The organism is Streptomyces sp. NBRC 110035 (assembly GCF_000829695.1).
GTDB lineage: Bacteria > Actinomycetota > Actinomycetes > Streptomycetales > Streptomycetaceae > Streptomyces.
This window is the reverse complement of record NZ_BBNN01000027.1, coordinates 227,146-246,749: the sequence shown is the minus strand read 5'-3', so window position 1 is coordinate 246,749 and position 19,604 is coordinate 227,146. Positions and strand designations below refer to the sequence as shown.

The following is a 19,604-nucleotide window of genomic DNA, read 5'->3' as shown; positions in this document are numbered from 1 at the left end:
GGGTCGGTTCAGGTTCCGGGCAGGGACCGGACGACGTGCGTCATGTGCTGGACGCTGCCTGCCCAGAGCCACTGGGTGTGCGTGCCGGTGCCCTCGCTGTCCGTCACGGGCCCGTCGGCACAGTCGCGCAGCCAGGTCTCCCCGGCGCTCGCGACCGCCGTCCGGAAGTCGGGCAGCTCGCGGATCCGGCGGGCGGCGGCCCGGATGCCCGCCGTTCGGTCCGGCCCTCCGTTCAGCACCTTGCACAGCACGTACGAGCGGTCGGTGGTGTAGCGGAGGACGCCCCACGGCGGGCCTCCGCCTCCCGGCTCCGCGGCCAGGGCTGCGGGGGGCTGCACTCCGTAGTCGCCGTATCCCAGCCGGGAGAGGCGTTCCCGGCGGGCGGCCCGTACCTCGTGCCACATGTCCCAGTCGGCGCGGGGCTCCTCGTGCGGCTCGCCGAACCGCGTCATGTCGTCGGTGACGTGGGGGAACGCCCCGCCGAGTACGGCGACGGTCCGCCAGGCGCCGGCCGGTGTCACGAGGGCGTCCAGAGCGCGCAGCGCCTCCTTTCCGGCGTCTGGGCGGCCGGGCAGGACGGCGCCCAGGTCCAGCAGCAGGTCGACGGGCACCTCCGGGCCGGCCCGGTCCAGCAGGGCCCCGACGGCCTCGGCGACGGCTCCGTCCCACTCTCCCGGCATGCGGACCCGGACACCGACCCCGCAGCCGCAGCGGCGGGCGGTCTCCAGCGCGGCCGTCTGCTGGGTCCCGCCCCGCTCCGGACCGGTCACCGGGCGGAGCAGGTGGTTGAGTGCGCTGTACTCGGCCAGCATCTCGGCAAGTGCCGATGCCTGCGCGGCCTCGGCGAACGGGGCGTCGATCCAGCCCGGATGGCGCCGGTGCACGCCCCTCACGCGGCGCAGTTCCTTCTGCCAGTGGGCCTTCCCGAGCTGCGCCGGAGTCGTCCCCGGGGAGGGCGGGAGGTTCCAGAGGGGCGCGACCGCCGCCTGAATGTCGGGCCGAAGGCGCTCGTAAGCCATCCGGGCATGCTGCCGGACCGGCAGCACGGGAACGTAGAGCGGTTCGGACATCGCGGCTCCCCCTCGGCACTGCCCGCGCGCTTTCCCTTCCCGTCAGGGTCCGCGAACGTCACGGCGTGTGAAAGAGAGCCCTTTCGGTCCGGATGGCTGAAGTACGCAAGTACCTGGTGACGGTGTGACGCAAGTTGTACGCTTCGTGATGCTCGGTGGTCGGACGTACCAAGTGGACGACACACGTGGGGAACTGAGTGGCACTCAGGCATGCCTCAGGGACCGTCCGCCGTGCGCCGACCAGTTCGATGCCCGGGTCGTCGTCGCCCCGGCCGTTCCACGATGGGCGCGAGGCTTGAACCACCGCATACTCGGTCTCACGGTGCGCAACTTCCGCACCCTGACCGACACGAAGCTGCCGCTCGGGCCCCTGACCGTCATGGTCGGCCCCAACGCGGCGGGCAAGTCGAACGTGTTGCACGCGTTGGATTTCCTGGGGGACGTGACTCGCAAAGGGATCGAGTCGGCTTTCGGGGAGCGCGGCGGATTCGATGCTCTGGCGTTCCGCGGCGGCGCGAAGCAGGTGTCACGGATCTCGGTCGGCGTCGAGGGCATCTGCTCCGACTTCGCCTCGGAGGAAACCCCGGACCGCTACGAACTGCGCATCCCCCGGCGTCGGCTGGCTTCGACGGACCGTGGTCGACCGCCGTACACGACGTACCGTCAGGAACGGTTCACCCAGCATCCGGCAGGCGGCGCGAAAACGTCTGTCAAGCTGGCCAAAGGCTCCCTGACGGTCGACGCCCTGCGCAGGACGGCAGGGTGTGAGGCAGAGCTCGTCGGCTTCGTCGTCCCCGCCGACCTGGATGAGGTCTCGGACAAGAGGTACGACCAGGTGCGGGAAAGAATCACGACCCAGCTGCGCAAGACCCTGCCCTGCCACAGCGCACTGGCCCTGTCCGCCGTCGAGATGGAGTCGTGGCTGATGCTCTTCCCCGACGCGTTTCCGAAGGTGCGGCGGGGCTGGTCCATGCGGTCCGAGGACCGGCGAAAGGACTTCACCAAGCTGGCGCATCCCAAGGAACACCTCCAGAGGCACCTGGGCAAGCCCACGTATCGAGTCTCGGACTCTCCGAAGATCATGGCGGAGGTCGTGGAACTCGGCCAGGTCAGCCCGCGTCCGCCCGGCAACAACAGGTCGTTCAGAGACTTCGCGGACCAGTTGGTCTCATGGAAGAAGAGATAGGGAACCGCTACCCGCCTGAGACGACGAGGGCCCCGATCCACCACCGACCGGGGCTGTCGGCCACCCCCTATACGGTGGTATCGATCACCAGGGCACCGGCATCGCAAGGGGGACCGTCGTGAAGCCCACCATGGCCGCCGCGCAGCTCCGCGGCAGTCTGACGCAGTACCTCACGACGACGTACGCCCTCGCCGACGAAGACACCCGCAGCGCGCTCGAACGGTTCCTCGGGCATCCCGAGACCGGTATCTTCCGCGGGCCCTACCTGCGGATCAGGACGCCGTTCCACGTCGCCGACGACGGCTGGCAGCGGGAGCTGGAGTCGTCGGCCGGTTTCCCGGGGTTCGCCCCGTGGCGGCACCAGGCCAAGGCATGGGCGCGGTTGTCCACGCTCCACGGCCCCGCCCGCCCGACGCTGGTGACCACCGGTACCGGGTCCGGCAAGACCGAGTCCTTCCTGATCCCCGTACTGGACCACTGCCGGAGGCGGAAGGCCGAAGGGGTGGCCGGGATCAAGGCCGTGCTGCTGTACCCGATGAACGCGCTCGCCACCGACCAGGCCGGGCGTATCGGGGAGTACCTGGCACGGCCGGAGCTGGCCCAGGTCACGGCGGGCCTGTACATCGGCGACCGGCCCGACACCGACTTCCGGCGGGTGATGACGCGACGCGAGGAGATGCGCGTCTCGCCGCCCGACGTGCTGATCACCAACTACAAGATGCTCGACCTGCTGTTGCAGCGGGGCGAGGACCGCGGCCTGTGGGACGGCGCCGAGCCCGCGTACGTCGTACTGGACGAGTTCCACACGTACGACGGCGCGCAGGGCACCGACGTGGCGATGCTGCTGCGCCGGCTGGCCGCCGCCACCGGCGCGTCCCGGCCCGGCAGGCCGCTGGGGTCGGTCTGCCCGGTGGCGACCTCGGCGACGCTGGGTGAGGGTGCGCCGGGCAAGGAGGCCGAGGAGAGCGGGGGCGTCCTCGACGTGGCGGCGCGGGTGTTCGGGATGCCGTTCCCCGCGGACTCCGTCATCGGCGAGGAGCGGATGACCGCCGACGAGTTCACCGGCGCCGTCGACTACGAACTGCCGGAACCGCCGAGCCCCCAGGAGGTCGTGGCGGTGTCCGGGGGACCGGACGTGGAGGCCCGCCCCGACCTGCTGGACCTGGACGCGCTCGCCGCCCGGATGCTGGGCCGCTCCGGCCTGGACGCCTTCCGCGTCGGGCGGCTCCTGAAACGGCACGACTTCACCCACGGTGCCCTGTCGCTGCTCGGCGGGGATCCGGTGGACGAGTGGTCGCTGCGGGACCGGCTCGCCCGGTTCGGCTACTCCTGGGGCCGCACCGCGCGGGAGAACCCGCGGCTGGTGCTCCAGGCTCTCTCCCGGTTCGTGGCGCTGCTGTCGGCCGCCCGCGACCCGGACTCCGACGAGCGCCGGCCCCGGCCACTGCTGCACATCGAGGCACACCTGTGGGTGCGGCCCGTGACCCGGGTGCTGCGCGGGGTGGGCCGCACCCCCGAGTTCCGCTGGTACGAGGACGACCGCACGGCCGCCCGCCGGGCCGCCCTCAACGCCGCGCCGCCCGGTGACGAGGACCCGGACGCCTCGTCCGGCGGCTATCCGTCGTCCGCGAGTGGACAGCCCCTGCCGGGCACCGACACCGCCCCGCGCCCATCCCAGGTGCACCTGCCCGCCGTGTACTGCCGCAACTGCGGGCGCTCCGGCTGGGCCGCCCTGTCCCCCGAGACCGACCCGCAGCAACTCGTGACGGCCCAGGACCGGATCTGGCGGGCCGGGGTGGGCCGGGACAAGCGGCGCCTGCGCTACTTCATCTCCGCCACCGCCCGCGAGCGACGGCAGGCCCTCGACGCGCTGACCGGCGCACGGCCCTCGGACGGTGGCGTCGACCCGCTGTCGGTGGTGGTGCTGGACGGCGGGCAGGGCACCTACCGACTGCCGACCACCGGGGACGACGCAGATCTCGTCGACGCCTGGTTCGCGTTGGCCGTGCTCGACAAGAAGACCGCCGACCGGGCCGCCAAGGACGACCGGTGCCCGGCCTGCCACACCGACAACAGCATCCGCTTCCTCGGCACGGCCGGGGCGGCCCTCGCCTCCGCGACGGTCACCCAGCTGTTCACCGGCGGTGACATCGCGCTCGTCCCGGAGGAGCGCAAGACGCTGCTGTTCAACGACTCCACGCAGGACGCGGCACACCGGGCGGGATACGTCGCCAACGCCTCGTACAAGTTCTCGCTCCGCTCACTGCTCGCCCACAACCTGGACGGGTCCGGTGCGCCGACCGCGCTGAACGACCTGATCGGCCATGTCCTGGACTCGGTGGACGACCCGGAGGCGCTGACCGCCGTCGTTCCCCCCGATCTGCATGACGAACCGGGCGTCGACCGGCTGCTGTCCGGCCGCGGCACCGGCGACGCGCGGACCTGGCGGCTGATCGGTGAACGGCTGGCGTTCGCGACGGTGATGGAGTTCGGGCTGCGCAGCCGCATGGGCCGCACCCTGGAACTGACCCGGACCGCCGCCGCCGAGGTCGCCGTGGCGGACCCGGAGCGGGTCACGGACCTGGCGCGGGACCTGCACCTTGCCCTGCCCGGCCAACTGCTGGCGGTCGGCGGGCTGCCCACACCCGAGCGGTACCTCGCGTACGTGCGGGGCCTGCTGGAGCGGCTGCGGCTGCGCGGCGCGGTGCGGCACCGGTGGCTCGACACGTGGATCAAGGAAGCCGGCGCCGACCGCTACCTCGTCTCCGGGCGCAGGCCGGACGGCATGCCCGCCTTCCCCGAAGGGATCGCCCCGCCGAGGTTCCTGCTGGACGGGCAGAAGGACAGGACCGAGTTCGACTCGCTCACCGGACGCCTGGGGTGGTACCAGGACTGGACCCGCAGGTGCCTCGACCTGGACGCCGCCGGGGCCACCGAGTACCTGCGCAGGCTGCTGCCCGCCCTCGCCGACGCGGGCGTCCTCTCGGTGCGGGCCGCACGCGACCGCCAGAGCCGCGTCTACGGGCTGCAGCCCGGCCACATCGAGGTGCGGCTGCTCGACGACGCCGTCGTCAACAAGGCCTTCGTCGCCTGCGAGGACTGCCGCTGGCAGCAGGTCGTGACGCCCGAGCGCCGCACCCGCTGGTACGGGCACCCATGCCCCCGCTACCGGTGCAGGGGCCGGCTGACCGCGCCCCGGACCGACCGGTCCGCGGCCGAGGCCGAGGTGTCCCGCTTCGGATCGGGCCCCCTCGCACCGGAGCGGGACTACACCCGCGACTACTACCGCCGCCTCTACCTGACGGGCGGCACGTTCCGCGTGGTGACCGCCGAGCACACGGGCATGCTCAGCCGCCCCGAACGGGAGCGCGTGGAGCGCGCCTTCAAGGCGGGTACGCACTACACCGACCCCAACGTGCTGTCGTGCACCCCGACGCTGGAACTCGGCATCGACATCGGCGACCTGTCCGCCGTGCTCCTCGGCTCCCTGCCCGCCGGTCCCGCCAACTACGTGCAGCGGGCCGGACGCGCCGGACGCCGCACGGGCAACGCGCTGGTCGTCGCGTTCGGCGGACGCAAGGCACGCGACCTGTACTACCTGGACGAGCCGCGCGAGATGATCGCCGGGACCATTCTGCCGCCGGGCTGCTACCTGTCGGCGGTGGAGATCCTGCGCCGCCAGTACACGGCGCGGCTGCTGGACCTGGCGGCCCGTGGCGGGCTGCGGACCTCCGACGGCGAGGTGCTGGCGCCGCTCCCCCGGCTGTCCTCCGCCCTGTTCGGCACCAGCGGGTGGTGCGAGGACCTCGCCGACGCCGCGCGAACACACGGGGCGGCACTCGTGGAGGAGTTCCTGGCCCTGTTCCCCGGCGGCAGCGACGTGCGGGACCCCGACAGTCCTGACGGTGCGGGCGTCTCCGCGTACGCGGCGGAGGAACTCCGGGCGTACGCCACCAGCGGGATCGCGCGGGCGTTGCAGGAGGCCGAGGAGGACTGGACGGGGCGGCGCGAGGAGCTGCGCCGCAGGATCGCGGCGATCGACGAGGCCGCGGAGCAACTGGCCCAGTCCGACGAGTCGCAGGCCCGGGAGCGGCGCGAACTGCTCGCCGAGCGGCGGGGTGCCGGCGACCTGCTGCGGGAGCTGAGCCAGTCCAGCGCCCACGCCACCCTGGTGGACCTGGGGCTGCTGCCCAACTACAGCCTGACGGACACCACCACCCGGCTGGAGGCGACGCTGTACTGGACGGAGACCCCGGGCGAGGAGGACGACACCGCCGGGGCCGGCACCGCCGAGCAGGGCGCCGTCCGCAAGGCGTACCGCAGTGAGACGCGGGACTACGAGCGGTCCCGCAAGCTGGCCCTGACCGAACTCGCCCCCGGGAACAGCTTCTACGTCAACGGCTACCGTCACGTGGTGCGCGCCCTGGACGTCGGCAGTCCCGAGCGCCGCGCCTGGTCGGTGTGGCGGCTCTGCCCCGCCTGCGGCTACGTCCGCACCGAGGAGCAGAACGCCGAGCACAACACCGCCCCGTGCCCGCGCTGCCACGGCCGGGAGATCGCCGATGCGGGCTGCGTCCAGCGCGTACTGCGGCCCAGGCGGGTCCTGTCCCGCGACAAACGCGACGACGCCCGGGTCCGCGACGACCACGACGAGCGGGACCGCAGGCGCTACGCGGTCCTCACCACCGTCGACATCGACCCCGACCGTCTGGCACCCGGTTCCTGGCGGCACGACAGCGCCGTGTTCGGCGTGGACTTCACCCGCCACGCCACGATCCGGACACTGAACCTCGGGCTCGACCGCGAGGACGGCAGCAGCACGGTACCGCTCGCCGGCCAGGACGTACGGCTCAACCCGTTCTACGTCTGCACCGAGTGCGGCGGCGCCACGGCCGACGGCCGGCCGGTGGTGGACACGCCGCAGCACGCGCTCACCGAGTCGGTCGCGGCGAGCACTCCGGCCGCCCAGCACCATCAGTTGTGGTGCCCGCGCCGCCGTGCCCGAAAGCCCGTCACCGGTGCGGGTGAGCAGCGGGGCAGGGGCCAGGACGTACCGCTGCTGCTCGCCCACGAACTGACCACCGAGGCCGTGCGCATTCTGCTGCCCGCGTCGGTGGCACGCGTCAAGGAGCGGCTCGCGTCGTTCACCGCCGCCCTGTTCGTGGGAATCGCGGCTCGGTACGGCGGCGACCCCGACCACATCGACATCGCCGAGGCGACCATGCCCGACCACGCGGGCGACCTGGACGCGGACTGGCCGAGGCGCTTCCTCGTCGTCTACGACCGGCTGCCGGGCGGCACGGGCTACCTGCACCGGCTGTCCTCCGCCGACGGCTTCCGGGAGGTACTGCTCAAGGCACGGGACGTCATCGAGCGTTGCGCATGCCGCGAGAAGGGGCTCGACGGCTGCCACCAGTGCCTGCTGCGGCGCGTACCGGCCGCCGACTACGACAAGGTCAGCCGGGGCGAGGTCCGCCAGATGCTGGACGAGCTGCTGGGCGCCGACGGTGAGGGGTGGCGCACCTCGCCGGTGGCGACGACCCGTCACATCCCGCTCCAACGACAGGCCGAGAGCGACCTGGAGATCCTCTTCATCGACACCCTCCAGGACTGGGCGAAACTGGCCGAGTCGAGGGCCGCGGCGGACACGTACACGACCTCCGCCGGTACGTACGCCCTCGACCTGCGGCTCACAGCGCCCGACGGGGCCACCGTGAGCTGGCGCGTCTCCCAGCAGCGAGCCCTGGACGGCACCCGGCCCGACATACTCCTCGAACGGCTCGACGCCCCCGGCCCGCGCGTGGCCCTGTACCTCGACGGCTACGCGTACCACGCCACCCGCGAGCACAACCGGCTGGCGGACGACGCGACGAAGCGCACCCGGCTCCGGGCGGACGGCCTTCGCGTGTTCCAGCTGACCTACCACGACGTGAAGGAGTGGCGTCAGCGGATCAAGGACACGGGGTACGCGGGAGCCCGCCCCGCCGCCCCCGTGTGGGAGCCGTACGGCGCGGCCGGACAGCAGCGGGCCCGCGACTACTACGACCGCGTGGGCCGGGGCCTGCCCGGTGAACTCGCCGAGACGGTATGGGTCAACCCGGCCCGGCTGCTGCTGGCCTATCTGCGTTCTCCCGACCCGGAGCGCTGGAGGCGGCGAACGGAGGCGGCTGCCGCCGGGCTCAGCGGGGCGGACGGGGTCCGCGCCGCCGCGCTCACCGGGGAGGGGATCGGCGAGGGGATCGGGGCAGCGCTGCGCGGCGGCATGTCCGCCGGGGTCACCGGACCCGTACGCCTGCTCTCGGGTCCCGACGCGTCGGGTTGCCGTCTGGTGCTGGCCGCGGACGGCAGGCGCACCCCTCCCGTGTGGACGGGACTCACCGTCCTGGACGACGGTGACGCGGCCCTCGCCGACGAGCCGGCCCACAAGCGACGCTGGCGTGCCTGGCTGTACTGGAGCAACGTGCTGCAGTTCCTGGAGCACGGCGGTGGGGACAGCGCCCAGCTGACAACGAGCATGCTCGACGGCTTCACTCCCGAGGTTCTCACCCTGACCGGCGGGGAGGGCTGGCTGACGTCGACGCGTACGCCGGTGCTCTCGCCCGCGGACGAGCTCGCGCCCGTCGGGGTCGTCCCGGTTCCCGCGGTGCCTGCTGTGGGCAGTGGTGAGACGGTCGCGCCGAGGGCCTCCGTGGACGAGGCACACGGCGGCGAAGCACCGGGGCGCGACCCCGGCTGGGACCGGGTCATCGAGTACCTCGACCCGGAGGAGCCGGGGCTCACGGATCTCGCCCGCGCACTGGCCGACGCCGCGGTGCCCGCGCCTCAGGACGGCTACGAGCTGGACGGCCACGGCTGGCAGGCCGAACTGGCATGGCCCACGGCCCGGATCGGAGTGGTCCTCGCCCCTCGCACGGACGGCGACGAGCCCGACTACGAGGCCCAGGACCGGGACAAGGTGTTCTCGGCGGCAGGCTGGACGGTCCGCACCGCGGCCGAATGGGCCCCGGCGACGATGATCGCCCGGCTCACGGAACGACGGCACGACAGCGACACCATCAGGGACGGGGAGCCGAAGCGATGAACACCTCGGGCGTCACACTGCGCCTGCTCGACAAGGCGGACAAGGAGATCCTCAAGCTCCCCCGCACGGTCAAGGGCGCGTTCTTCGACTTCCAGCACAAGTTCCGGAGCAACCCCCACACCACCGGGCTCAAACTGCAGCAGCTCAAGGGGGACAGCAGGCTCTGGTCGGCGCGCGTCAACGACGAGTACCGGGCGCTGCTGCTGCGGCTCGCCGAAGACGACTGGCTGATCGTCTCCGTCAAGCACCGCAAGGACGTCTACAACCGGCTGTCGTACGGCGTCAACCAGGTCACCGGCGGCATCGAGTACGTGGACCTGGAGGTGGTCGAGGACAGTGTCCTGCGCCGCCTCCCCGCCCCGCCCGCACCAGCCCCGGTGACCACCGAGCCGTCCGCGCCGGCGCAGCCCGCACAGACCCGGCCCCTGTTCGCCGACTGGTCCGACGAGCAACTGTCGGACCTCGGTGTCGCCGACTCCCTGCTGCCCGTCATCCGTACCCTCGCCACCGAGGACCAGTTGCTGGGGCTCGTCGAGTACGCGCCGCAGCTCACCGGGGAAGTGCTCCTCGCTCTGTTCGACGGAGCGTCGTACGAGGACGTCCTCGACCAGGTGACCCGGCCGGCGGCCGCCACCGAACCGGTCGATCCGGACGACTTCGAAGCCGCGGCACAGCGGCCGGCGACGGTCGTCACCACCACCGACGATGCCCTCAAGGAGGCACTGGAGAGCGGCGACTTCGGCCGCTGGAAGGTCTTCCTCCACCCCACCCAGGCCCGACTGGTCGAACGGCGCTGCAACGGCCCCGCCCGGGTGGGCGGCGGCCCCGGCACCGGCAAGACCATCGTCGCCCTGCATCGCGTACGGCATCTCGTACGGCAGCTTCCCCCGGGCCGGGACAAGCCCGTCCTGCTGACCACGTACAACAAGAACCTGGCCGCCGACCTGCGCGCTCGGCTCCTGGAGCTGGGGGGCGAGGAACTGCTGAGCCGGGTCGAGGTGAGCCACGTGGACCAGCTGGCCCTGCGCATCGTCCGTGAGGCAGAACCGGGCAGCGGCAAGCAGACCATCGACGACAGCCAGGCCGTACGCGAATGGCGCGGGCTGCTGGACGAGTTGGGAGAGGGCGGCTGGGACGCGGAGTTCCTGCACGACGAGTGGACGCAGGTCATCCTCGGCCAGGCCGTCGGCACCCGCACCGACTACTTCAGGGCCCGGCGCGCCGGACGCGGCAGGAACATCGGCCGCGCCGAGCGGGCCGAGATCTGGCAGCTCGCCGAGCGCTTCACCCAGCGGCTGGACCGGCTCGGGCGGCAGACCTGGGACCAGGTGGCGGAGCGTGCCGCACGGTTGGAGATCGGCCGCGAACAGCGCATCCAGAACATCGCCCGACAGCGGGAGGAAGCGGGCGGCCTTGACAACATCCACCTCCAGGACGGCTCAGGAGGCTGGGTGCGCCACCGGTACCGGCACATCGTGGTGGACGAGGCGCAGGATCTGCGCCCCGCCCACTGGAAGATGCTGCGTGCGATGGTCCCTCGCGGCGCCGACGACCTGTTCCTGGTCGGCGACACCCACCAGCGCATCTACAAGAACCAGGTGACGCTGGGCAGCCTCGGCGTCAACATCCGGGGCCGGTCCTCGAAGCTGAGCCTCAGTTACCGCACGACGCGGCAGATCCTGCGCTCCGCCCTCGGAGTGCTGGGCGACACCACGTACGACGACCTCGACGGCAGCGAGGAAACACTCGCCGGCTATCGGTCAGTGCTCAGCGGAGGGCTTCCCGTCGGACACGCGTTCCCGGACTGGGCTTCCGAGCGGGAAGGCGTGGCCGCGCTCATCGAGGAGTGGGACACCGACACGGACATGGCCGTTCCGCACGAGCAGATCGCGATCTGCGTGCCGACGAACCAGATGGCGGCCGAGATGGCCTACACGCTCAAGCTGCGCGGCATCGACTCGGTGGAGATCCGCTCCGACGGCCCGAACGGCTCCACCGGCGTACACATCGGCACGATGTTCCGGTTCAAAGGGCTGGAGTACCAGCGCATGGTCATCGCGGGCGTGGCGTACGGACTCGTGCCGCGCGAGGCCGTCAACAGCCTGCGCGACAGGGACCCTGTCCGCTACCGGCACGAGATCCAGCGCGCCCGGTCCCTGCTGTTCGTGGCAGCAACACGGGCCCGCGACAGCGTGGACGTCTTCTGGCACGGAAAGCCCAGCCCGTTCCTCGACGACTCGTGGGTCGCCCCGTCGGCGTCGCCGTCCTGAGAGTGAGGCATCGTCATGGGCCCCGGCCAGGTCAGCGCCCCTTTGCCACCGGCCCAAGAACCGCGACGCACTCCACGTGGTGCGTCATCGGAAAGATGTCGGCCTGAGCGGTTCTCGGAAAAGTCCAGGTCAGATGCCTTTTCTCGGTTCGCTGTTCCGCCTGCGGGAGACCAGAGCGTCAAACGAGCGTCATGACGTACAACCGCTCGGCGTCGATGGGCGGTGAGCTGGGCCCCACGGCTGGCGATGCCTTGCCCGAGCGACTGCCGCTCTGGCGCACCGAGGGCGGTCCCAGGCCAGCCGCCACTCCGTACCCCGACACCCCCTCCGAGCGTCAGCAAGTTTTGTACTGGGTGGTGTGCGGAGGGTACGACGACTCGTGTGTTCCGTCAGCTGCCCCCCGGGCCTGGGATCGCCGTCGCCCTCTGGGGACCGGGTCGGGGTGGGCCGAACCAGGTGGTGAGAGCGGTCCGGAGCGCGGCGGTGTCGGGGACACTGTCCGGCCCGGCCGCCCAGGCCACATGACCGTCGGGGCGGATGAGCAGGGCGCCGGGAGCCGGGATGTCGTCGTGGGACGGGACGGCCCAGTACGCGTCCTCGCACCGCGCCTCGACGACGTCGACGCGGTCGGCCCAGTCCCGGGCGGCCGTGCCCAGGTCGGCGTTTCCTCGCAGGTCGAGCAGGACCGGGCGGGCGGCGTGCAGCAGCTCGTAGACACGTGCGGCACCCTCGGGCGTCTTCAGGCCGGCGTCCGGCACCCGGCGGCCCGCCAGCGGGTGACGGCCCCCGACTGGATACCGGATGTCCATGGCGGTGAGCATGTCACGCAGCCGCCGGTTGACGTCGTCGTGGACCAGCAGTGAGGCGAACACCTCGCGCAGTGCGTCGGTCTGGGCGCCCGGGCGGGTCAGGGCTGCCTGCGCCCGGGTGTTCTGCAGGACCCGCTCCCCCACGGGATGGCGTTCGGCGTGGTAGGTGTCGAGCAGGCTCTGCGGTGCGCGGCCGTGCACCACCGAGGCGAGTTTCCAGCCCAGGTTGACCGCGTCCTGCACTCCGGTGTTCAGGCCCTGCCCGCCGGCCGGGAAGTGGATGTGGGCCGCGTCGCCCGCGAGCAGGACCCGGCCCGCCCGGTAGCGGGCGGCCTGCCGCGCGGCGTCCCCGAACCGGGAGATCCACCGCGGGTTGCGCATCCCGTAGTCGGTGCCCGCCAGCGTGATCAGCGACTGTCGGAGCTGCTCGAACGTGGCGGGTTCGTCGCGGTCCGCGACACGGTCGTAGTCGGACGTGATCACCCGGTACCAGCCCGGCTCGAAGGGGATCGCCGAGTACTCGCCGGTCGCACAGCGCCTCGCCCAGACGTACTCCTCGGGCAGGTCGGGGAGTTCGACGTCGCCGATCATCGCGGTCATCGTCGCCGGAGTGCCGGGGAAGGCGATGTCCGCCAGTTTGCGCACCGTGCTGCGGCCGCCGTCGCAGCCCACCAGATAGCGGGCGCGCAGCGGTGCAAAGGCCGCCTCCAACATGCGCAGACCGACGGTCACCCCGTCCTCGTCCTGGTGTGCTTCGACCAGCTCGGCCGACCAGCGCACCCGTACGCCGAGGTCGGTGGCCCACTCTTCCAGCAGTCGCTCGACCGCTGACTGAAGGATCATCAGCGGATACGGATGCCGGGATTCCAGCCTGTCGAAGTCCAGCATGAGTCCCGAGAAATGACCGACCGGCGTCAGTTCACCGGCTGCCAGGAAACGGTCCAGGACCCCTCGCTGGTCCAGCACTTCCAGCGTGCGGCAGTGCATCCCGCCGGCCCGGGACTCCCCCGTGCGCCGCGCGAGCCGGTCCACCACCGTCACGTCGACGCCTGCCAGTCGCAGTTCGCAGGCGAGCATCAGACCCGTCGGCCCGGCGCCCGCGATCACCACGTCGGTGTCCCTGCCCTTGTGCCCCACCCGTCTCCTCCTGCCGCTCGCGCTCCCTCCGACGTCCGCGGAGCACCACCACCGTCACGGAAGGCGGATCAGACGGTCAAGACAACGCCGGGCCACACGGGGCGCGCCGCTGCCGGACGTTCTTGCCGTCTGTCGCTGCTCGTCCATGGGCCCGGTTCCCGCCTCGTCCCGTGTCCCGTCGGCGGGACGAGGCCGCGGCGGCCGGACGAACCCGGTTCCGTTGCCGGTGCGAGGCGGGGTGTGCTCTATTGGTGCCGCTCACCGGGGGCGGACACGCCGGTCGGCCGCATCCGGTGTCGTCCCTCCGCTGCCGGCGGTCCGGCAACCGCACGTCCCGGACCCGCGCCCACGGTCGAACACACCCGGTGGGCGCCGACGGCCGGCCGGGCATGCGTCCGTGCGCGGCATCGCCCAGGGCCCCACCGCCTTCCGAGCGCGCGTCTTCGTGAGTGTCCTGCCGCGCACCCGGCGGGACGGCGGACGCGGGCCGGGCGGTGCCGTGGACGCACCGGGATCCGGTGCCGCCGAAGCCGCCCGAGGCCCGAGCACGCCGCCCGGTCCCCCCACCCGCCCGGCCACCCGCGGGCGCCGTCGAGCAGCGGACCGCACAGCCGATGACGAACGACTCCAGGAGCACGCATGACGATTCGCAAGCGCCTCAAGGCCGGCACGGTCGCTCTGGCGGCGGCCACCGTGCTGGTGGCCACCGCCTTCACTGCTCCCGCCCGGGCGTCGCAGGACACCCGTGCCGCGGCGGCTGGTCACACGGCCACGCAGCGGGCGCTGAGCGCGGCCGTGGCAGCCGGTGTCCCCGGCGTCACCGCCCAGGCGCGGGACGCCGACGGCGTGTGGTCCTCGACGGCCGGCGTCGGTGACCTGAGGACGGGCGCACCGCGCGGCAAGCACGACCGGTTCCGTGTGGGCACCATCACCAACACGTTCGTGGCGACCGTCCTGCTGCAGATGGAGGCGGAGCAGCGGCTCCGACTCGACGACACCGTCGAGCGCCACCTGCCCGGGGTGGTGCGGGGGAACGGCAACGACGGCCGCCGCATCACCGTGCGGCAGCTCCTCAACCACACCAGCGGCCTGTTCGACTACCTCGCCGACGAGAGGTACGTCGCGACCTACATCACGGGTGAGGGATTCCTGCGGCACCGCTACGACACCGTGACGCCCGAGCAGCGTCTGAGGGTCGCTCTCTCCCATGAGCCGCCGTTCCAGCCCGGCGCGCGGCACTGGTTCTCCCACACCAACGACATCCTGGCCGCGCTGATCGTCGAGAAGGTCGCGGGCGGGCCGTACGAGGACGAGGTGCGCGAGCGGATCATCGAACCGCTGGGGCTCAAGGCGACGTCCCACCCCGGCGAGGACGCGGGCCTGCCCCGGCCCAGCAGCCGCGGCTACGCCCGGCTCTTCCCCGCGGAGCCCGACCGGGTCGACGACGTCACCGAGATGAACGGATCCCAGGGCTGGGGTGACGGCGACATCATCTCCAGTGCCGGTGACCTGAACCGGTTCTACCGGGCCCTGGTGGGCGGCAAGCTGCTGCCGCCGCGTCAGCTGAAGGCGATGCTGACCACAGTCGACAACCCCGACTTCCCCGGGTCGGCCTACGGGCTCGGCATCGAACGGTTCACGACGAGCTGCGGCGTCCCGTTCTGGTACCACGACGGGGGCATGCCGGGGTGGATCACCCTGGCCGCCACCACCCAGGACGGCGGCCACCAGATCACCGTCAACTACAACAGCAGCTGGGGGGCGGAGACCGTGCTCCCCATCCTGGAGGCCAGGGCCCCGGCGTTTGCCCGGATCGCCCCGGCCTGGGCCGGTTGATCATGCTGGCGGGCCCCGGAAGCAGATGAACACGGCACCTGTGGATCATGGAGTTCTCTACGCTGCAAGATCCACGAAGGTGCCGTGTTCGTTCCTCCATCATCCCCTGCCGTCGTTCCCGTCTCTCCGGCGCCCCGCCTGGAGGCCCTCGGCTCGGATGCTGCGCGAGGCCAAGTCCGCGGCCCGGTTGCCGAGTTCGAGTCGGTCACCGATCCTCGCGGGGCGTGCGGGGTGCGCTGCCGGGTCTCCTCGCTGCTGGCCCTGGTGGTCTGTGCGATGACCCCGGCGGGCCATGACTCCATCACCGCGGCGGCGGAGTGGTGCCGACGTGCGACGCCGGAGGAACTGGCCGCTTTCGGTCTGCCCTACCATCCGTTGCGCGGCCGCTACCGGATCCCGAGCGAGAAGACCTTGCGCACCGTTCTGGGGCGGCTCGATCCCGGTGAGATCAGCGCGGCCGGCTACGACCACCTGCGGCCCCTGCTGTCCCACTCTCCCGAGCCGCTCATGCCCGACGGCGGCATCGAACGCGAACAGCGCCGCGCCCACCGGGCGGCCGCCCGCGCCGAACCGGTGCGCTCCCGGCGCCGGGCGATCGCGGTGGACGGCAAGTGCCCGCGCGGCGCGAGGCGCCCGGACGGCAGCCGGGTCTTCGTGCTCTCCGCCGTCCGGCACGGCGACGGCATCACCCTCGCCTCCCGCGAGATCGGCGCGAAGACCAACGAAATCCCCGAGTTCCAACCCCTCCTCGACCAGATCGACGACGCCGACCTCCAGGGGGCGGTCGTGACCGCCGATGCCCTCCACGCCCCACGCGACCACGCCACCTGCCTGCACGAACGCGGCGCCCACTACCTGCTGACCATCAAGAACAACCAGCGCGGCCAAGCCCGTCAACTCCACTCCCTGCCCTGGAAGGAGATCCCCGTCATCCACCGCGACGACGCCCGCGGCCACGGCCGCCACGAACAGCGTCTCGTCCAGGCCGTCACCGTCGACGGCCTGCTCTTCCCCCACGCGGCCCAGGTCCTGCGCATCCAGCGCCGACGCCGTCTCTACAGGGGCGAAGAAGTGGTCCAGCGAGACCGTCTACGCCATCACCGACCTGCCCGCCGAAGAGGCGAGTGCCGCCGAGATCGCGTCCTGGGCTCGCGGGCACTGGACGGTGGAGAACACCGTCCACTGGTGCCGGGATGTGACCTTCAACGAGGACAAGTCCCAGGTCAGGACCCACAACACGCCCTCGGTCCTCGCCGCCCTCCGCGACCTGATCCGCGACGCGCTCAAGCTTGCCGGGTACGTCAACACCGCCGCCGGACGCCGAGCCCACACCGAACGCACCCTCGTCCTCAGCCTCTACGGCATCACATGATCAAACCGGACGACCCGGGCAAACGCCGGGGCCCTGGGCCGCAGGGAGTGCTGCTCCTCGTCGTTGACCAGCACATGGAAGCGACCGTCTTCGTCATCGAAAGGGTTCGTGCTCATTCCACCGTCCTCGAACGTCGCGGGGGACTCGGCAGGAATAAACGCCAGGCCGAGTTCGGGAAAGGGTCAGGGGCGGGTTCACCGATCGGCGTCGTCCCGTCGACGGGACATCCCGGCATCCGCAGCGCCCCTGGAATGCCAACGCCAACTTAGGTCTCGGCCGCCGACCTCACAAGGCGGAAGAACACCGGCCTCGTGGTCGTCCGCCGCAATCTGTATCCGCCGGGGTTCTTGTGCCACCATGACCGATCAGCGGCCCGGAGCGGGCACACCCGTATTCGGTTCGGTCCTTTCCCCGCAACGGACCGGGACCGTTCCGGAGAACGGGCGGCCGAAGGTTTCCCTCTTCCACCATTCCGCACCGGAACTACCGGGGTGGATACGCACCGACGTACGCCCCACCTGCGCGCGAGCACCGGTTCTCCTTTTCACCGGTATTCCGCGTCCGGCCCGCGCGGTGCGGTTTCCCTTTCCGCGGGAAGCCCTCCGGTGTGTTCCGCACGCATCACGGAAGAAAGCCCCTCGACGGACCTACGACTGGTGATCGGACTTGACGTCAGAATCCGAGTACACGACAGATCCAGACGACGACACGCGGCGGTCGCTGTTGCGCCACATGCTGGTGGCGAGGGGCGTCGACGAGGAGGCCCGGCAACTGCAGAAGCAGGGAGCGCTGGACCTCTGGCTGTCCTGCCGGGGACAGGAGGCCGCCCAGGTGGGCTCCGCGCTGGCCGTCGGCCCGGCCCCGACCGTCTTCCCCAGCTACCGTGAGCACGCCGTCGCCCTCCTGCGCGGCGTGACGCCCGCCGAACTGGTTGCGCAGTGGGGCGGCCGGACCTTCTGCGGCTGGGACCCGCTCAGCCTGCGCTTCTTCCCCTACACCCTGGTGCTGGCCGCGCAGACGCTGCACGGCGTCGGTTACTCGATCGGGCAACGACTGCAGGGCCGCGAGGACTTCGTCGTCGTGTACATCGGGGACGGCGCCACCAGCGAGGGCGACATGTCGGAAGCCATGAACCTCGCGGCCGTCGAGTCGGCCTCCGTGCTGTTCGTCTGCCAGAACAACGGCTGGGCCATCTCGAAGCCGGCCCGGGAGCAGATGCGCACCTCGCTGGCCGAGCGCGCCCGGGGCTTCGGCATCGAGGCGGTGCGGATCCCGGGCAGGGATCCGGAGACCGTCTTCTCCGCCTGCTCGCGGGCCGCCGCCCACGTCCGCGCCGAACGCTCGCCCTGCCTCGTGGAGATCCAGGTGGCACGCATGCACGGCCACTCGACCTCCGACGCCCAGGAGATCTACCGCTCCGGCGAGGACATCGCGGAGACCAGGGCGGCGGACCCGGTGACCGCCTACGCGGCCCGGCTGCGGGACCCGGGCCTGGTGGACGCCACGTGGTTCGACGGCGTCGAGGCGGAAGTCCGGCTGCTACGCGAGCAGTTGATGAAGGAGTACACGTGATGAACACCGCGTCCGCGCCCCTGGCGGAGTCGATCAACGCGACCCTCGCCGGCCTGCTCGACCAGGAGCCCGCCCTGCTGCTGCTCGGCGAGGACATCGGCCGGCTCGGGGGCGTCTTCCGGGTGACCCGGGGCCTGCGGGACCGCTTCGGAGCGGACCGGGTCCGCGACTCGCTCCTCGCCGAGTCCACGATCGTCGGCCAGGCGGTCGGCATGGCGATGAGCGGGCTGATCCCGGTCTGCGAGATCCAGTTCGACGGGTTCACCTATCCGGCGGTGAACCAGCTGGTGACCCAGGCGGCCCGGATCGGCGAGCGGTGGAACGGGCAGGTCAGCCCGAGCCTGGTGGTGCGTATCCCGAGCGGCGGCGGCGTCCGGGGCGTCGAGCACCACAGCGAGTCCAACGAGGCGCTGTTCGCCCGCGTTCCGGGACTGTCGGTGGCGTGCCCGTCCACGGGCGAGGACGCCGACCAGATCCTGCGGTACGCGGTACGGCTCGGTTCGCCCGTGGTGGTGTACGAACCGATCCGCCTGTACTGGCGGCGGAACGCGCCCGTCCGGGATGCCCGGCCCGCGAAGTCGCCGACCGCGGCCCGGGTGGTGCGGCGCGGCACGGACCTGACGATCGCCGCCTTCGGCGCGGTCACCCACGAGGTGCTGCAGGCGGCGCACGCCCTCGCCCCCACTGCGGACGTCGAGGTGGTGGACCTGCGCTGGGTGGCCCCGCTCGACATGGACACGGTGATGGAGTCCGTCGCCGGCACCGGGCGGCTGCTGATCGTGCACGAGGGGTCCAAGGACGTCGGCATCGGCGCCGAGATCGCCGCGTTCGTGGCCGAGCACGGATTCGGTGTCCTGCGCGCTCCCGTCCGCCGGCTGGCTCCTGCCCGTCGGGCCTATCCTCCGGCGGATTTCGAGAAGGACTACCTGATCGGTGTGCAGCAGATCACGGACGAGGTGCTGGTGATGACGAAATGACCGACTCCCCGGTGGACATGTACGTTCCCAGCTTCGGCCACGGCCTCGGCGAGGCCCTGCTCATCGAGTGGGTCGCCACCGTCGGCGACCTGGTCGAGCGGGGGGACGTGATCGCGGTCGTGGAGACCGACAAGGCCAGCACGGAGATCGTGGCGGAGCTCGCGGGACGGGTCACGGCCCACTCCGCGACGGCCGGCACGGTCCTGAAGTCCGGTGAGCCCCTGTACCGGCTGGCGGCCGGGCAGCCCGGCCCCGCATGAGAAGCCCGACACCCCGGCCCTGTGAGCCATTCCC

At 71.8% G+C, this 19,604-nt stretch carries 9 protein-coding genes and 2 pseudogenes; 8 read left to right on the top strand and 3 right to left on the bottom strand.

The features are described from left to right. Nucleotides 1-8: 8 nt before the first annotated feature. Nucleotides 9-1,070: a beta family protein gene (locus TU30_RS18050; protein ID WP_042171219.1), complete on the bottom strand. Its 1,062-nt coding sequence runs from the start codon at nt 1,068-1,070 to the stop codon at nt 9-11. A gap of 295 nt (nt 1,071-1,365) precedes the next feature. Between TU30_RS18050 and TU30_RS37335 the strand changes: the two genes are divergently transcribed. The 3 genes from TU30_RS37335 (at nt 1,366) to TU30_RS18030 (ending at nt 11,607) form a co-directional block, all read left to right on the top strand. Then, a complete protein-coding gene (locus tag TU30_RS37335) occupies nt 1,366-2,256 on the top strand; it encodes an AAA family ATPase (RefSeq protein ID WP_052479846.1) in 891 nt (296 codons plus the stop codon). Nucleotides 2,257-2,374: 118 nt separating this feature from the next. After that, a complete protein-coding gene (locus TU30_RS18035; protein WP_042171215.1) occupies nt 2,375-9,337 on the top strand; it encodes a DEAD/DEAH box helicase in 6,963 nt (2,320 codons plus the stop codon). Continuing rightward, nucleotides 9,334-11,607: a UvrD-helicase domain-containing protein gene (locus TU30_RS18030; protein ID WP_042171211.1), complete on the top strand. Its 2,274-nt coding sequence runs from the start codon at nt 9,334-9,336 to the stop codon at nt 11,605-11,607. Before TU30_RS18035 ends, TU30_RS18030 begins: the two co-directional genes overlap by 4 nt. Before the next feature lie 389 nt (nt 11,608-11,996). Here TU30_RS18030 and TU30_RS18025 read toward each other — a convergent pair whose 3' ends face one another. Further along, complete coding sequence (locus TU30_RS18025; RefSeq protein WP_234307897.1) at nt 11,997-13,553, bottom strand: FAD-dependent monooxygenase; 1,557 nt, start codon at nt 13,551-13,553, stop codon at nt 11,997-11,999. Between the two features lie 639 nt (nt 13,554-14,192). Here TU30_RS18025 and TU30_RS18020 point away from each other — a divergent pair. Together TU30_RS18020 and TU30_RS33225 are read left to right on the top strand one after the other, a co-directional pair. Beyond that, a complete protein-coding gene (locus tag TU30_RS18020) occupies nt 14,193-15,389 on the top strand; it encodes a serine hydrolase (protein ID WP_042171209.1) in 1,197 nt (398 codons plus the stop codon). 84 nt (nt 15,390-15,473) lie between these two features. Continuing rightward, a pseudogene (locus tag TU30_RS33225) lies at nt 15,474-16,761 on the top strand (ISAs1 family transposase). Nucleotides 16,762-16,772: 11 nt separating this feature from the next. Here the strand turns inward: TU30_RS33225 and TU30_RS34215 are convergent. Further along, nucleotides 16,773-16,877 (bottom strand): annotated as a pseudogene (locus TU30_RS34215) (MbtH family NRPS accessory protein); the annotation flags it as partial. Nucleotides 16,878-17,427: 550 nt separating this feature from the next. On the opposite strand from TU30_RS34215, the gene TU30_RS18010 reads away from it, so the two are divergent. From TU30_RS18010 to TU30_RS18000, 3 genes are read left to right on the top strand one after another with little or no spacing between them, the layout of a single operon-like run. Continuing rightward, nucleotides 17,428-18,333 (top strand): thiamine pyrophosphate-dependent dehydrogenase E1 component subunit alpha, encoded by a 906-nt coding sequence (locus TU30_RS18010; protein WP_234307896.1) that lies wholly within the window; start codon nt 17,428-17,430, stop codon nt 18,331-18,333. Continuing rightward, a complete protein-coding gene (locus tag TU30_RS18005; protein WP_042171205.1) occupies nt 18,333-19,310 on the top strand; it encodes an alpha-ketoacid dehydrogenase subunit beta in 978 nt (325 codons plus the stop codon). The genes TU30_RS18010 and TU30_RS18005 overlap by 1 nt, the downstream gene beginning before the upstream one ends. After that, a complete protein-coding gene (locus TU30_RS18000) occupies nt 19,307-19,570 on the top strand; it encodes a biotin/lipoyl-containing protein (protein ID WP_042171202.1) in 264 nt (87 codons plus the stop codon). Before TU30_RS18005 ends, TU30_RS18000 begins: the two co-directional genes overlap by 4 nt. Nucleotides 19,571-19,604: the final 34 nt, after the last annotated feature.